General features: G+C 61.3%; 15 protein-coding genes and 1 pseudogene. 4 read left to right on the forward strand and 12 right to left on the reverse strand.

What is annotated here, in order from left to right; all coding sequences use genetic code 11:
- Positions 1-444: 444 nt before the first annotated feature.
- The 3 genes from ACMGFM_RS00005 to ACMGFM_RS00015 all read left to right on the forward strand — a co-directional run bounded on the left by ACMGFM_RS00005 (position 445) and on the right by ACMGFM_RS00015 (position 2,829).
- Positions 445-813 carry a CHY zinc finger protein gene (locus ACMGFM_RS00005; protein ID WP_436900211.1) on the forward strand — a complete coding sequence of 123 codons (369 nt, stop codon included), beginning with the start codon at positions 445-447 and terminating at the stop codon, positions 811-813.
- Between the two features lie 147 nt (positions 814-960).
- The gene (locus ACMGFM_RS00010; protein WP_436900212.1) at positions 961-1,827 is read left to right on the forward strand and encodes a M48 family metallopeptidase; all 867 of its coding nucleotides are present in this window, start codon (positions 961-963) and stop codon (positions 1,825-1,827) included.
- A gap of 108 nt (positions 1,828-1,935) precedes the next feature.
- A complete protein-coding gene (locus tag ACMGFM_RS00015) occupies positions 1,936-2,829 on the forward strand; it encodes a ketopantoate reductase family protein (protein WP_436900214.1) in 894 nt (297 codons plus the stop codon).
- A 33-nt stretch (positions 2,830-2,862) separates the two neighbouring features.
- Here the strand turns inward: ACMGFM_RS00015 and ACMGFM_RS00020 are convergent, their stop codons facing one another.
- The 6 genes and pseudogenes from ACMGFM_RS00020 to ACMGFM_RS00045 form a co-directional block, all read right to left on the reverse strand.
- Complete coding sequence (locus ACMGFM_RS00020; protein WP_436900215.1) at positions 2,863-3,237, reverse strand: NifU family protein; 375 nt, start codon at positions 3,235-3,237, stop codon at positions 2,863-2,865.
- A 50-nt stretch (positions 3,238-3,287) separates the two neighbouring features.
- Positions 3,288-3,608, reverse strand: coding sequence for a DUF5783 family protein (locus ACMGFM_RS00025; RefSeq protein WP_436900216.1), 321 nt, complete (start codon positions 3,606-3,608; stop codon positions 3,288-3,290).
- 51 nt (positions 3,609-3,659) lie between these two features.
- Entirely contained in the window at positions 3,660-5,084 is a 1,425-nt protein-coding gene (gene recJ, locus ACMGFM_RS00030) for a RecJ family nuclease (protein WP_436900217.1), read from the reverse strand.
- A gap of 26 nt (positions 5,085-5,110) precedes the next feature.
- The gene (locus ACMGFM_RS00035) at positions 5,111-5,845 is read right to left on the reverse strand and encodes a phosphoglycolate phosphatase (protein WP_436900218.1); all 735 of its coding nucleotides are present in this window, start codon (positions 5,843-5,845) and stop codon (positions 5,111-5,113) included.
- 42 nt (positions 5,846-5,887) lie between these two features.
- Positions 5,888-6,085, reverse strand: a complete 198-nt coding sequence (locus tag ACMGFM_RS00040; RefSeq protein WP_436901744.1) for a hypothetical protein — start codon at positions 6,083-6,085, stop codon at positions 5,888-5,890.
- Between the two features lie 64 nt (positions 6,086-6,149).
- A pseudogene (locus ACMGFM_RS00045) lies at positions 6,150-6,383 on the reverse strand (ABC transporter permease); the annotation flags it as partial.
- Between the two features lie 104 nt (positions 6,384-6,487).
- On the opposite strand from ACMGFM_RS00045, the gene ACMGFM_RS00050 reads away from it, so the two are divergent.
- Positions 6,488-6,682: a DUF8029 family protein gene (locus tag ACMGFM_RS00050; protein WP_436900219.1), complete on the forward strand. Its 195-nt coding sequence runs from the start codon at positions 6,488-6,490 to the stop codon at positions 6,680-6,682.
- A 5-nt stretch (positions 6,683-6,687) separates the two neighbouring features.
- Here the strand turns inward: ACMGFM_RS00050 and idsA3 are convergent, their stop codons facing one another.
- The 6 genes from idsA3 to ACMGFM_RS00080 form a co-directional block, all read right to left on the reverse strand.
- Complete coding sequence (gene idsA3, locus ACMGFM_RS00055) at positions 6,688-7,722, reverse strand: geranylfarnesyl diphosphate synthase (protein ID WP_436900220.1); 1,035 nt, start codon at positions 7,720-7,722, stop codon at positions 6,688-6,690.
- Positions 7,723-7,724: 2 nt separating this feature from the next.
- Positions 7,725-9,071, reverse strand: coding sequence for an RNase J family beta-CASP ribonuclease (locus tag ACMGFM_RS00060; protein ID WP_436900221.1), 1,347 nt, complete (start codon positions 9,069-9,071; stop codon positions 7,725-7,727).
- 240 nt (positions 9,072-9,311) lie between these two features.
- Positions 9,312-10,064, reverse strand: coding sequence for a hypothetical protein (locus tag ACMGFM_RS00065; protein ID WP_436900222.1), 753 nt, complete (start codon positions 10,062-10,064; stop codon positions 9,312-9,314).
- A gap of 105 nt (positions 10,065-10,169) precedes the next feature.
- Entirely contained in the window at positions 10,170-10,910 is a 741-nt protein-coding gene (locus tag ACMGFM_RS00070; protein WP_436900223.1) for an isopentenyl phosphate kinase, read from the reverse strand.
- Positions 10,907-11,896, reverse strand: coding sequence for a mevalonate kinase (mvk, locus tag ACMGFM_RS00075; protein WP_436900224.1), 990 nt, complete (start codon positions 11,894-11,896; stop codon positions 10,907-10,909). The genes ACMGFM_RS00070 and mvk overlap by 4 nt, the downstream gene beginning before the upstream one ends.
- 45 nt (positions 11,897-11,941) lie before the next feature.
- A complete protein-coding gene (locus ACMGFM_RS00080) occupies positions 11,942-13,084 on the reverse strand; it encodes an ABC transporter ATP-binding protein (RefSeq protein ID WP_436900225.1) in 1,143 nt (380 codons plus the stop codon).
- Between the last annotated feature and the right edge of the window lie 79 nt (positions 13,085-13,163).

The following is a 13,163-nucleotide window of genomic DNA, read 5'->3' on the forward strand; positions in this document are numbered from 1 at the left end:
TCTGCTGCCGAAAGAACACCGTCCGGTTCAGGGAGCTTTAACACACTTCTGAACCGGACGTCTTCCTCAATCAGAGCGACGCTTCAGTTCCGCTGCTCACGTCGGTTGGGAAGTACCGATTATAGAACTCAAATTGGTCTATACTTGCACTCATAATATATCCGATATCATCTCCTCGATTCTGAACTCTAAAATAAAGCTCCATCTGGACTTCGCCTCCCCTTGTAGACTTAGTATTTGATGGAGGTGCAACTTCAGCACTAAACACGACATCAGATCGAGGATTCTTAAGATGGGTTAAGACAAAATCGCTCGCTGATAATATGAACGTTAATGTAATCAAAATGAATGTCGCTTGGGATATGGAAATTGGCACTTTTTCGACTTATACAGTGGAAACGTAATACTATTACCGCTTGTTCACCCCATAGCAAACAACTGACAATGCCCAGACAGACCACAGCGTCGGGCACGGACGACCGCTTCGTCGTCCCGTTGCGCGGCGTGGCCGTTGACTCGGAGACGCAGTGCGAACACTGGGACTCGCCGGTGGATGTCGTTGCGCTCCGGTTTCGCTGCTGTGAGACGTACTACCCTTGTTTCGAGTGCCACGCCGCTACCGCCGACCACGACGCCGAAGTGTGGCCGCGCTCGCGATTCGACGAGCCAGCGGTCCTGTGTGGGGTCTGTCGGGAGACACTCACTGCGCGGGCATATCTTGACGGCGACGACCAGTGCCCACACTGTGGTGCCTCGTTCAACCCCGGCTGTCGCCGGCACCGACACCTGTATTTCGAGACAACAGCGGAGTAAGCGAGACAAAACTGGCAACTACCAGAATCCGGCGCGCGGCCAGCGAAAACGCGACAGAAACCGTCGCTCCGTCGGGTTGTTCCGTACGTGTGGTCACCACTCACACGAACGCTCACCTTTTTACGCTTCATCCCGAAGTAATGGACGATGGTAGGACACAACGGACTCAAACTGCGGATGGCGCTCGCAGGAAGCATCTTGTTTGGCTTCTATGCGGCGCTGGCCGCAGCAGTTATGTGGACGTTCGGTACCGGAACGACCGTCCTCGCCCTCCTGTTGCTCGGTAGCGTCGGCTTCGTCGGCTTCCAGTACAAGTTCGGGAAGTGGATGGCGCTGCGCAGCGTGGACGCGGAAGATATGCCCGAACAGAGCAACGGCAGATACGACTACGCTCGCATCCAGCAGTCGACAGAACAGCTCTGCCGCGAGATGGATATCGACAAGCCACGGCTGATGGTCGCCGAGATGGGCGTTCCAAACGCCTTCGCGGTCGGCCGCAAGGGTGCTGGCGTCGTGGTTATCTCGAAGGAAATCATCCAGTTGCTCGACCACGACGAACTCGAGGGCGTTATCGCCCACGAACTCTCCCACATCAAGAACCGCGACGTCGTCATCATGGTGCTCGGCCAGTCTATCGCGTCGATGGTCGGTATCGTCGTCCAGTGGGCGTACATCCTCGGCGGGGAGCGAAATATCGCGACCTACTTCGCCGGGATGATTCTGGGCACTATCGCGCAGATGATCGTGATGATCTTCGTGATGGCAATCTCACGATACCGGGAGTACGTCGCCGACAACGACGCAGCCACGTACACTCGCAATCCCGACGCGATGGCTCGCGCACTCGAGAAGATTAGCTCCGGTGCACAGGGCAAGGAAATGAAAGGCGAAGATACCGTCAACGCACTCTGTATCTTCGGCTCCAGCGGCAGTTTCCTCCAGAAAATCTTCTCGACGCACCCGCCGACGGAGAAGCGAATCGAGCGACTCCGCTCGAAGAACTCCAGCTACTGAGGTCAGGTCTACTTCCCGCTTTTCGGTTTTTTTACTCCACGGGAAGTAGCCAGACCGTCACGCCCCTTACGACAACCACTATGAGTGTGGCTCACCGATGGTCAGCCGATGGATATCTGTGTGTTCGGCGCGGGCAGTCTCGGCACGCTGGTCGGCGGCGTCCTCGCCCGGTCCCACGGCGTGACACTGGTCGGCCGCGAGCCCCACGTCTCCGTAATCGAACGCGATGGCCTCCGAGTCAGCGGTGCCATCGAGACGACCACCTACCCTCGGGCCGACACCACGCCACCAGACACCGCCGACCTCGCCGTCGTGACGGTCAAAAGCTTCGACACGCCGACTGCCGCCGACGCCCTCGCGGAGTGCTCACTCGACGCTGTCCTCTCCCTCCAGAACGGGCTGGGCAACGAGGTGACACTCGCCGACCGACTCGACGCTGACGTACTGGCTGGCACCTGCACGTACGGTGCTCGCCGCGGCGACGCAGGAACAGTCGAGTGCACTGGAATCGGTGACATCGAAATCGGCGCACCCGAGGGCGGCGAGTCCACACTCGCTCGCCGGGCTGTCGAGGCGTTCCAGACGGCTGACCTCGTCACAGAATACTCGACGACGATGCCACACCGACTCTGGACGAAACTGGCGGTCAACGCCGGAATCAACGCAACGACAGCGCTCGCTCGCGTTCCCAACGGTGCGCTTCTCGATGGTCCGGCGGGAACAGTCGCCGACCAGGCTGCCAGAGAGGCGGCACGTGTCGCCAGACAGGAGGGTGTCGATCTGTCCTCCGAGTACGCCGTCGAACAGACCCGACACGTCGCCGACGCAACGGCACAGAACACTTCTTCGATGCACCAGGATATCCTCGCGGAGAAGCGGACTGAAGTCGACGCCATCAACGGCTACGTTGCCGAGACGGCTGGCGAGGAGACGGCAGTCCCGGTTAACGAGACGCTCACAGCACTGCTCCGTGGCTGGGAGCGCGAGTGTGGCCTTCGCTAACTGAGGGCAAAAAACTCAGAAAAAGCGCTCAGATCAGAACGGCGCGTCAGGTCCTTCGTCGCTGTCAGCGTCGCCCGTGCCTTCGCCCGGGAAGGACGGCTCCATGCCGCCTGCACCGCCAGCCATCCCTTCGTTGCCGCCCGCGCCGGTATCGGCGTGGACTTTCTCGATTTCGGGAATCTCTTTGGTCATTCGGGTCTTGATCGCCTGAATCGTCATTGGGGAAATCCCACAGCCTGAACAGGCGCCGCCAAGCTGAATCGATACGGTCCCTTCCTCTCGGTTCAGATCCTGGATCGCTGCACTGCCGCCGTGCATCTGGATCTGCGGGAAGTTTCGGCGCAGGAAGTTGGTGATCCGCTCGCGGAGTTCGTCGTCGGGGTCCTGGTTCTCAGTCTCAGTACTCATTGTATTCTCTGGTACGTATTGGTTGGGCTTAGGCTTTGGGTCTCACACGTTCACTCAACGAGGCCGAACACCGTCCGCAGTTCGGACTCGATCTCCTGTTCGTACCGCTCCATAATTGTCGAAAGCTTCTCTTCGTCGACGAGGACGCCCGACAGTCGGCCCTCGATGTCGTCTGGCAGCTCGATTCGGAACTCGCCGTCGCCCTCGTAGAACGGCTCGCTCTCGGCCAGTACGTGCTGGTCGATAGCGTGGATCAGCTCTGAATCGTACTGGTCGTTCATCGTCTCGAAGGCACTCTTGTACGCTCGCTGGAGTTCGGGGAAGTAATGCTCGTACTTGTCCTCGAATTTCTCGGGGTCGAAATCGGCCATTACCAGACCTTGGCAGTCGACGGGCAAATCCTTACTGTTTCTGTCTCTGCGCTACCCGACCTGTGTTGCGATGAGGTCGTCAGCCCGGTCGACAAATTCCTCCTTTTTGTCGTCGGGTATCGTCGCGCCGGCGGCGATATCGTGGCCGCCGCCGTCGCCGCCGACCGCACGTGAGGCCTCACCCATCACTGCGGAGAGGTCCAATCCCTGTCCCACAAGGCGGCCGGTGCCCCGCGCTGAGACCTTCAGTTCCTCCTCGTTCTTGCGGGCGAAGGCAATAATTGGGCTGCTTCCGTCGACGCCGTCGACACCCAGTGCCATCCCTGCGACAATCCCGACAATCGTCTCGCGGATGTCGTCGCCAGCGTCGAAATACTGCAGAGTCCCGACCGTCTCGACGCCCTGCTCTTTGACCTGTTCGAGTCCTTCCGAGAGGTTTCGGCGATGGGTTTCGAGCAGCCGTCTCGCCTGCTCGAAGGCTTCGTTTCGGTCACCGAGACAGACCGCGAGCCCCACATCCGCCCGTTCGTAGCGGGCAGTTGCGTTCAACAGCGTCGAGAACTCACTGGCGTCGCGCAGACTGGTCCCCGGTTGCTCGTCGGTCAGGGTGTAGGTCGTTCCAACCAGTCGCTCGGCCTTCCCAGGTGGGACGCCGCGTTCGAGCGCTCGCTGGAGCAGTGCGCTGACGACCGTCTGTTTCTCGTCGTCGTTCAGGTCGACCCACCGCCGCCACTCGTCGTCACCGTCGGGTGTCTTCAGGTCGACGGATAGCTCTTCGAGAAAGGCAACTGCACCCTGTTCGTTGTTCGTAATTCCCGGAATCCGAACGTCGGTCGCATACTCGAGCAGTTTCGGCAGCGGGCGGGTCTGTTTGCCATAAATAGCGATGTCCTGTTTCTCCTCGAGCACGCCGGCGTCGCTACCCTCCTCAACGAGCGTTCGGTTCGCGCCGACGAGTTCCCCGTCGACGGCCTGCATATCTCCGACTGCGCCGACAACCGCCAGCGCGGCCAGGTCACGATTGTCTTCTTCCTGGTCGCCTTCCTCGGCCAGTGCCCGCGCAAGCAGATAGCTCGCACCCGCTCCGGAGAGTTCCGACGCGCCGTCGATCCCTTCGAGCAGCGGGTTCAGGTGGTATTCGGTCTCGGCGTCGGCTGGCTGGTGGTGGTCTGCAATGATTGGCACGAAATCACCGGCCGCCTCGTGACGGGAAATGTCGTCGAGTTGCCCGCTCCCGAAGTCGGTAAAGAGAACTGTTTCGAACTCCCGTGCGGCGATGCTCGCAATTTCGGTTTCGTCCAGTTGGTTCTTGAAGACGACTTCGTGGTCGAGGCCTGCTCGTTCGAGCGCCCGCGAGGCGATTGCGGCGCTGGTCAGGCCGTCGGCGTCGATGTGAGAGGCCAGCAGTACGCGGTCACTGTCCAACAGCCGACTCGCACACGACCGGGCGCGCTCGTCGAGTTCCGGAACCGGCATTACCTGCCCTTGGGTCGGTATCGCTCTTAAGCTTCCGGCTCCCTGTCGGCGAGCCACGCCACTGCTTCGAGAAAGCCATCACCAAAGGACGCGGTTGTCACGTAGTCGGCAGCCGATTTCGCTTCTTTGTCGGCGTTACCGACAGCAACGCTCGTCCCTGCAACCTCGAATGTCGAGACATCGTTGACCGAGTCCCCGATTGCCAGACACTCTGTCGGCGTGATGTCGAGGTCCTCGGCGAGGACTTCCAGTGCACGGCCCTTGCTCTGCTCGGGCGATTTCACGTGATACGCGTAGCCCGTATCGACGACTGTGAGGCCGTGTTCCGAAGCAATCGCTTCGAGCGGTTCGAGCGGCGACTCGCGGCTGACCGCAATCTCGGTTTCACGCCATCGATTCACGAGGTCTGTTTCGCCCCAGCCGAGACTGTATCCCTGCTCGCGGTACTGTTCGACCACCGCCGTCGCCGCCTCGCGGTCGCCAGTGAACCGGAGACTACCCTCTCTGCCAGCCAGCCCAACACCGCCGTTCTCGGCGATAACACACACGTCGAGGCCGAGAAACTCACAGAGCGCAACTGGATAGGGCATTGCCTTGCCGGTCGCCACAATCACCGGTGCAGGCCAGCCACGGAGGACGGGCATCACGCGGGGGTCAAGTGCCCGCTGGTCGTCAGTGAGCGTCCCGTCGATGTCGGCGACCAGCGGCCCCAGCGTCTCCGGCAGCGCCGCCGCCAACTCCGTCGTCTCCTGGAAATCCATACCCGACCTTGGCCGGCGGCGGCCTTTTTGGTGTCGGCTCGGTCAGCCGAGGTCACGTCGGGCGAACCGGAGATAGCCACCACTGAGCGACACGACGAGCCAGGCCGCGAGCACGACGAAACAAATCCAGTTCTGGAGATAGACTGCACTTGGCTCCGGAAGGAGCGTTATCTCTGCGAACTCGGGGACGAGCGCGCGGGCGGCGTAGGGGAAGGCCGTCGATGGATTGAGCAGGCCCACGAACTCTATGCGGAAGGCTCAACACGAGTTTGAAGCTCCCAGTTTCCCGGTCGTCGACGATTGCGGCGTGGCCCAGCAGTAGCCCGATCAACGGGACGAAAAACACCGCCGACTGCTGCATACTGTTCATCGTCGCGAGCGTACTCGTCGAGAGTTCACTGTCACGGAAAAACGTCGGCACCCACTGTATGGCCGCCAGAAAACCTGCCCAGACAACGAACAGTGCTGTCGTCGCTGCGAGGGTGTGCGAGCGGTGGGCGTCCAGCACCTCTTTTTTCGCGACGACGCGGAGGCTCACAGGTCGTCGTTTTTGCCGCTCGATAAAGAACAGCGCCGTCGCGTTTCGGAGCCAGACACACAACAGCCACAAACGTCTTTGCCTGTTGACCTGTATCGAGACGTATGCTTGCCCTTCCGTTCGCTGGGTCGCCGGTGACGCTACTCCTGGCGCTGGTCGCGATACTGCTCGTGCTCGTCATCCTGCGGGTCGCGCTAGAACTTGCGTGGCGACTAATTATCATCGCGGCCGTCGTCCTGGGAATTCTCTGGCTGCTCGCCGCTTTCGGCATCGACGTCCCAGGGCCCACGCCGTTCTGACCGACTTAGTACTCCCGCTCGATGAGATAGTCGGCGATATCGTCGAGCAGATTGTGCGCTTCGTTGTCCGGGAGTGTATCCAGGTGTGACTTGCCGCTGTCGACCAGTTCCTGTGCAGTCGAGCGAGCGTACTCGATGCTGCCGACAGATTCGAGTTTTGCGACAGCCTCGTCGATTTCGGCCTCAGTCACCTCTTCGACGGTATCCGACGGTACGAGATTGTCCACGTCGATGCCGTGGTCGCGGGCGTGGACGGTAATAATCGTTCGCTTGCCTTCGACGAGGTCGCTGCCGCGCTGTTTGCCGAGTTTCTCCGTGGGCGTCGTAAGGTCGAGTAGGTCGTCCTGAATCTGGAAGGCACGACCCACGTCGAGTCCGTAGCTGTGGAGTGGGTCGACGGCGTCGTCGTAGCCGAGCAACACTGCTGGAATACTCGCTGCTGCGGCGTACAGCACTGCCGTCTTCAGTTCGACCATCCCGAGATACTCGTCGGGCGTGACCGCCGCCCGCTTCTCGAACTCGATGTCCAGCGACTGTCCTTCACAGATTTCCGTACAGGTCGTTGCCAGTTCTGACAGCGCCCGCACGGAGCGCTCGGCCGGCGCGCCAGTACCGAGCATGTTCTCGAAGGCTTTGGAGTAGAGCGTGTCACCAGCCAGAATCGCCGTCGAAAGGTCGTACTCTCGATGGACTGCCGGGACGCCGCGGCGCATATCGTCGTCATCCATGATGTCGTCGTGAATCAGCGTGAACGACTGGATGATCTCGATGCTGACTGCGGCAGCCATGACATCTAGCTCGTTACCGTCGGCGGTTGGGAACGCCCGGTAGCCTTCGGACTGTGGTTCGACGTCGGCGAGCGCCTCGGCGGCCAACAAGAGGATGGTCGGCCGGAGTCGCTTGCCGCCGGCTTCCAGAAGGTACCGTGAGGCCTCGTAGAGGCGTTGCGGCTCCTCAATCGGCAGGTCCTCGACGATGGCGTCGTTGACCAGTCGCCGTCGCCGTTCGAGTGCGGTTTCGACTGCCTGCTGGCGGGACATTGTTACTCGACCAGCGTGATCAGGTTGCCGTTCCGGGTGACGTGCAGGTCACGACCCACCTTGTAGCCCTGATTCTCCGCCAGGTTGACGTAGTCGGCAAAGCCGCTCATATCCTGGTGGGCTGGGATGACGTTCTGTGGCTGCAGCGCGTCGAGCATCTCGTAGTGGCCCTCCTTGTTCAGGTGACCCGAGACGTGGATATCGTCGTAGATACGTGCGCCCTGCATGCCGAGCAGTTTCTCGGACTGGTAGCGCTGGCCCTCGTTGGTCGGTTCGGGGATGACCCGCGCCGAGAAGATGACCTTGTCACCGTCGTCGAGTTCGTACGGCGTCTCGCCACGGCCCATTCGGGTGAGCATCGCGCGCGGTTCGCCCTGGTGGCCGGTGACGATTGGCAGGAAGTTCTCCTTGCCTTCGTTCATGATCCGCTTGAACGTCCGGTCGACGGACTTTCGGTGACCGTACATCCCCAGGTCCTCTGGGAAGTCGACGAAGTCGAGTCGTTCTGCGGTCCCGGAGTACTTCTCCATCGACCGACCCAGCAGCACCGGCTGGCGGCCAATGTCGTCGGCAAACTCGACGAGTGACTTCACACGGGCGATGTGTGAGGAGAACGTCGTTGCGACGATACCGCCGTCGTAGTCCTCGATGCTGTGCATCACGTCTTCGAGGTGGCGACGAGCGACCGACTCCGAGGGCGTTCGGCCCTTCTTGCCGGCATTCGTACAGTCCTCGATGTAACAGAGGACACCCTCGCCCTCGCGGCCAATCTCGCGGAATCGCTCCATGTCGATTGGGTCGCCGATGACCGGCGTGTGGTCCATCCGTTTGTCGAGGCCGTAGACGATTGCCCCTTCCGGCGTGTGAAGCACTGGGTTGATGGCGTCGATAATCGAGTGGGTGACGTTGACGAATTCGAGTTCGTTCTTGTCGCCAATCGACATCGTCTCGCCGGGGTCCATCTTCACGAGGTCGTTCTGGACGCCGAACTTCTCTTCACCCTGAATCTGCTGTTTGACGAGTTCGATCGTAAAGGGCGTCGCCACAATCGGTGCGTCGTATCGGTGTGCGAGTTTCGAGATAGCGCCGATGTGGTCGAGGTGGCCGTGTGTCGGCACGATGGCTTTCACGTCACCTTCGAGTTCGGACATGATTCGGTCGTCCGGGATGGCACCCATATCGATGAGGTCCAGTGAGTGCATCCGCTCCGTTTCCACGTTGTCGTGGATCAGTACCTTCGAGAGGTTGAGACCCATGTCAAAAACGACGACGTCATCGCCCGCACGTACCGCCGTCATCTGTCGTCCAACCTCTTCGTATCCGCCAATTGTCGCAATTTCGATTTCCATTGTGATCACGCCGAGGCGATCGCCACGCTCGGGCGGACCGGCGACCACAAACACGGCCAACTAATCAGCCGGTCCGTGGTCCCGACACTGTCGGTCGACCGCCGTCGGACGGCGCGGCCACGAGGCCAGCGCCGTCGTCAGTGGCGGTGCGCCGGTCGCCCGCTTCTCCCGTGGCGACCGTTCGCTCGGATACGGAATACTCGCACGGCGAGGGTAAAAAGAACGTCGGTTGGGTGTTCGTTACTCGTCGTCGATATTATCAGCTAGCGGATCAGAATTCGGACTTCCGGCGGTTTCGACGTCTTCAGGGGCCTGTTCGTCGGGTTCGTCCTCGAACTCGAACCCGCCAGTCGACTCGTCGTCCTCGTCTGCTGGTGGCTCGTCGTCCGCACTCCCGAAGACGATCTCCTCGGCAGTCTGCTCACGGCCGCCCTCTGGGCTGGCTTCAGCCTGTGGCTGTTGTTGGGCTGGCTGTGTGGGCTGTTGGTCCTGTGGCTGGGCGCTAGCAGGTTCCTGTTGGGCCTGTTCGTGCTCGGCCTGTGGCTCCGCTTGCTGAGCGGGCTGGTTCTCTGCGGGTGGCTCTGGCTGCTGTGGTGGCTCAGTCTCGGGCGCGTCGGCAGCACCTGGTTGCTCCTCGGCCGGTTTTTCGCTCTGTTCGTCGGCCTCTGTTTCACTCTCCTCGGATTCCGCCGGACCGGCGGTGACCTCAACGGCTGGGTCGGCGTTCCCGTGCGAGACACCGTCGGCAATCAGCTTGTAGATGAGCCCAAACTGCCCACTGACGAGGATACTGAAGCCCAGCACGGCGAGGACGAGTCCACCAGCGATGTATGGTGTCTCTGCGGCCCCCGTTCCGCGCCACGCCTGAATCTCTGGGACAGCGAGGGCAGCACCGCCGGCGAGCGCGCCGCCACCGAACAGCAAGATGAGGACGAAGAGACCGAACAGCCGAATCCCGTATTTGAAACTCTCGGAAAACGATGTCGTAGCCATATCGTGGGCAACGTCTGAATCCCGTAAATGCATTTCGGCAGACCGACATCCGCGAATAGTTTTTGCCGCCGCCGGCTGACCACCTCTGCGGGGAGGACTCGTTGCCTACCTGACGACGGTGCCCGCGGTTCCGGTGTCGAGAAACTCACCGAGGCTCTCGGGGTCAAAAATCGAGGCTGGTGTCTCCAGCCCGAGCAGACTCCGAACTTTCCCCGCCATCCCGCCGGTGACATCTGTCGACTCGCTGCCGCCAAGCACGTCCGCCACCGACTCGAAGGAGTCAATTTCTGCAATCGCGTCTCCCTGTGCGTCCAGCACGCCGGGGACTGTCGAGCACAATCCAATCCGGTCGGCGTCCAGTGACGCCGCCAGCGCGACGACGACCGTATCTCCACTGATGATTGTCCCGCCCTCCCCGGCAGAGGCGATAACGTCGCCGTTCAATACCGGCACGAGCCCTTCTTCGAGCATTGTCCGGACGCTACCGTCAGCGAGACGTACGTTCCCATCTGCGTCACGGAAGCCAGCAGCGAGCGGCGCAACTGGGAGCGGGTCGACACCCGATTCTGCGAGCGCGTCGAGCACTGCGTCGTTCAGCCGTCCCATCGCCCGGTGAATTGCGAGCAGGCCCGCCCCGTCGTGGCTCCCGTCGGTGCGGGAGACGCCGTGTTCGGCGGCGTGGTGGTGGCCGAAACTGCCCCCGCCGTGGACGACGACTATCTCGCCGCCCTCAGCGACGAACTCGCCGATCTGTTCGGCTGCCGCCGCGAGCGCGTCCTCGTCGACTGTTTCTGGCTCGTCTTTGTCGGTGATGACGCTGCCGCCGAGTTTGAGAATCGTCGTCACGACTGCTCCTCCACGCGAACACCTTCGCCGTCGAGTTCGGCTCGCAGTGCCTCCTCGCAGCCGGGCGTGTACTCCAGTGCGGTGATGGTCTCCGGCGAGCCATCCAGTGCGACGATACAGCCGCCACCGCCAGCACCGGTCAGCTTCGCGCCGTGGGAACCCCCATCTCTGGCCGCCCAGACCATCGCGTCGAGCGACCGTGAGGAGACGCCAAGCGCTGAAAGCAGGCCGTGATTGAAATTCATCAACTGGCCGAGTTCCTCGAGGTCACCATCGGCCAGCGCGTCCTCACCTCGGCGGACAATGTCGCCAATCGCTTCGACCGTGTCTGCCGCAAAATCGTACTCCTCGCGTAACGCCCGGACGCCGGCAACGAGTGCGCCGGTATCGCCCGCACCGCCGTCGTAGCCGATGACGAAGGGGAGGTCTGGTGTCCCAATCTGTCGGCAATCGTCCCCTTCCACGCGGACTGCACCACCCATCGCCGAGCAGAACGTGTCTGCACGAGAGGCCTGACCGTCCTGGACTGCGTTTTCGACCTCGTATGCCCGTTCAGCAATCTCCTCGGGCGGGAGTTCGACGCCGAGTTCGCGTGTGCCGGCCTCGATGGCTGCCACGGCGACTGCTGCCGAGGAACCCAGGCCCGCGCCGAGGGGAATTTCGCTGTCAATCTGGACCTCGAATCCGCTGCCGTCGACGCCAGCAGCGTCCTCGACCTGTGCAATTGCCTCGTTGACGTAGCCCATTGCGGCCTCGACGAGCGAGTCAGCCACGTCGATGTCGGGCCGTCCGGAGGCGTCGCCGTCGTACTCGACAGTGAATCCGTCGAGTGAGAGGTCGTTCGCCTGCACGCGCAACCCCTCGCTCCGTTCCGTGACGGTGACTTCTGCCCGCAGTTCAATCGCACACGGCACTGCTGGTTCGCCGTAGACGACTGCGTGCTCCCCAAAGAGATACACCTTGCCGGGAGCGCTGGCTGTGACCATATTTCCTCTGTGTGGAGGACGGTGTTTTAGATATCGGTTTCGCGGCTATTCTGCCGGATACCACGCGAGTCCGTGGTCGGCGGTAATCGAGACACTCACTGGCTGGCCGTACTCGAAGGTCTGGACGTGGTTGTGCAGACAGCGCAGTCGCGACCCGCTGTTGAGTTCGACGCCGTAGACGAAGTTTGGTCCGTTGTACTGGCGGTGGACGATTTTCCCGTCTGCGGCCGCGTCGGCAACTGGCGTCGCTTCGAGGTCGTCCGGGCGCACGAGCACGTCGATTTCCGCGCCGTCGTACGCGTCGACGGGGCCGTTGAGCTGTGAGATTTCGAACGCACCAATTTCGGTGTCGACAGTCTCACCGCGAACCCGGCCCGTGAGGAAACTCGCCCGACCGAGGAAACTCGCAACGAAGCGTGATTCCGGATTCTCGAAGACCAGTTCGGGCTTGCCGATTTGCTCTAACTGACCGTCGTTAATGATTGCAACGCGGTCCGAGATAGAGAGTGCTTCCTCCTGGTCGTGGGTGACCGAGATTGCAGTCACGCCGGCTTCTTTGAGAATGCGTCGGACTTCCTGTCGCATCTCGATCCGCAGTCGCACGTCGAGATTCGAGAATGGCTCGTCGAGCAGCAGAATATCCGGCTCCGGGGCCAGCGAACGAGCAAGCGCGACGCGCTGCTGTTGACCGCCCGACAGCGCTTCGGGGTACTTCTCGCGGTGGGCTTCGAGGTCGACGAGCGCGAGCAGTTCGTCGAGTCGCTTCTCTTGGCGCTCGGTCTCCCAGTTGTCGATTCCGAAGGTGATGTTCTCGGCGACGGTCAGATGTGGGAACAGCGCGAACTCCTGGAAAACGAGGCCGACGTTTCGCTCCTCTGGCGGGACTATTTCGGTGCCGCTGGCGACTTGCGTTCCGTCGATTGTAATCTCGCCGCTGGTTGGTTGTTCCAGTCCGGCAATCATCCGCAGCGTGGTTGTCTTTCCACAGCCCGAGGGACCGAGTAGCGTCAGCAACTCACCCTGGCCGACAGACAGCGAGAGCTCTTCGACGGCCGTCTCGATGCCGTACTCTCGCGTGAGCCCGTCGATTTCCAGAACGCTCTCTTCTGTTTCTACCTCGTGTTCTGTCTCCCACCCTAGTTCTGGCTCGTCGGTCCGAACACGCTCATCGAGTTTTTGTCCTGACATACTCACAGATTGAGGGGCCCGAGAAGCTGCATTTCAACGGGACACTCGTGTTACTGCTACTTTTTAGGCAAACCAAAAG

This window comes from Halovenus halobia, from assembly GCF_051414135.1.
Taxonomy (GTDB): Archaea; Halobacteriota; Halobacteria; order Halobacteriales; family Haloarculaceae; genus Halovenus; species Halovenus halobia.

What these genes read in the sequence shown, in the direction of transcription:
- ACMGFM_RS00005 (WP_436900211.1), top strand. Translation starts at nt 445, where the DNA reads ATGCCCAGACAGACCACAGCGTCGGGCACGGACGACCGCTTCGTCGTC.
- ACMGFM_RS00010 (WP_436900212.1), top strand. Translation starts at nt 961, where the DNA reads ATGGTAGGACACAACGGACTCAAACTGCGGATGGCGCTCGCAGGAAGC.
- ACMGFM_RS00015 (WP_436900214.1), top strand. Translation starts at nt 1,936, where the DNA reads ATGGATATCTGTGTGTTCGGCGCGGGCAGTCTCGGCACGCTGGTCGGC.
- ACMGFM_RS00020 (WP_436900215.1), bottom strand. Translation starts at nt 3,237, where the DNA reads ATGAGTACTGAGACTGAGAACCAGGACCCCGACGACGAACTCCGCGAG.
- ACMGFM_RS00025 (WP_436900216.1), bottom strand. Translation starts at nt 3,608, where the DNA reads ATGGCCGATTTCGACCCCGAGAAATTCGAGGACAAGTACGAGCATTAC.
- recJ (WP_436900217.1), bottom strand. Translation starts at nt 5,084, where the DNA reads ATGCCGGTTCCGGAACTCGACGAGCGCGCCCGGTCGTGTGCGAGTCGG.
- ACMGFM_RS00035 (WP_436900218.1), bottom strand. Translation starts at nt 5,845, where the DNA reads ATGGATTTCCAGGAGACGACGGAGTTGGCGGCGGCGCTGCCGGAGACG.
- ACMGFM_RS00050 (WP_436900219.1), top strand. Translation starts at nt 6,488, where the DNA reads ATGCTTGCCCTTCCGTTCGCTGGGTCGCCGGTGACGCTACTCCTGGCG.
- idsA3 (WP_436900220.1), bottom strand. Translation starts at nt 7,722, where the DNA reads ATGTCCCGCCAGCAGGCAGTCGAAACCGCACTCGAACGGCGACGGCGA.
- ACMGFM_RS00060 (WP_436900221.1), bottom strand. Translation starts at nt 9,071, where the DNA reads ATGGAAATCGAAATTGCGACAATTGGCGGATACGAAGAGGTTGGACGA.
- ACMGFM_RS00065 (WP_436900222.1), bottom strand. Translation starts at nt 10,064, where the DNA reads ATGGCTACGACATCGTTTTCCGAGAGTTTCAAATACGGGATTCGGCTG.
- mvk (WP_436900224.1), bottom strand. Translation starts at nt 11,896, where the DNA reads ATGGTCACAGCCAGCGCTCCCGGCAAGGTGTATCTCTTTGGGGAGCAC.
- ACMGFM_RS00080 (WP_436900225.1), bottom strand. Translation starts at nt 13,084, where the DNA reads ATGTCAGGACAAAAACTCGATGAGCGTGTTCGGACCGACGAGCCAGAA.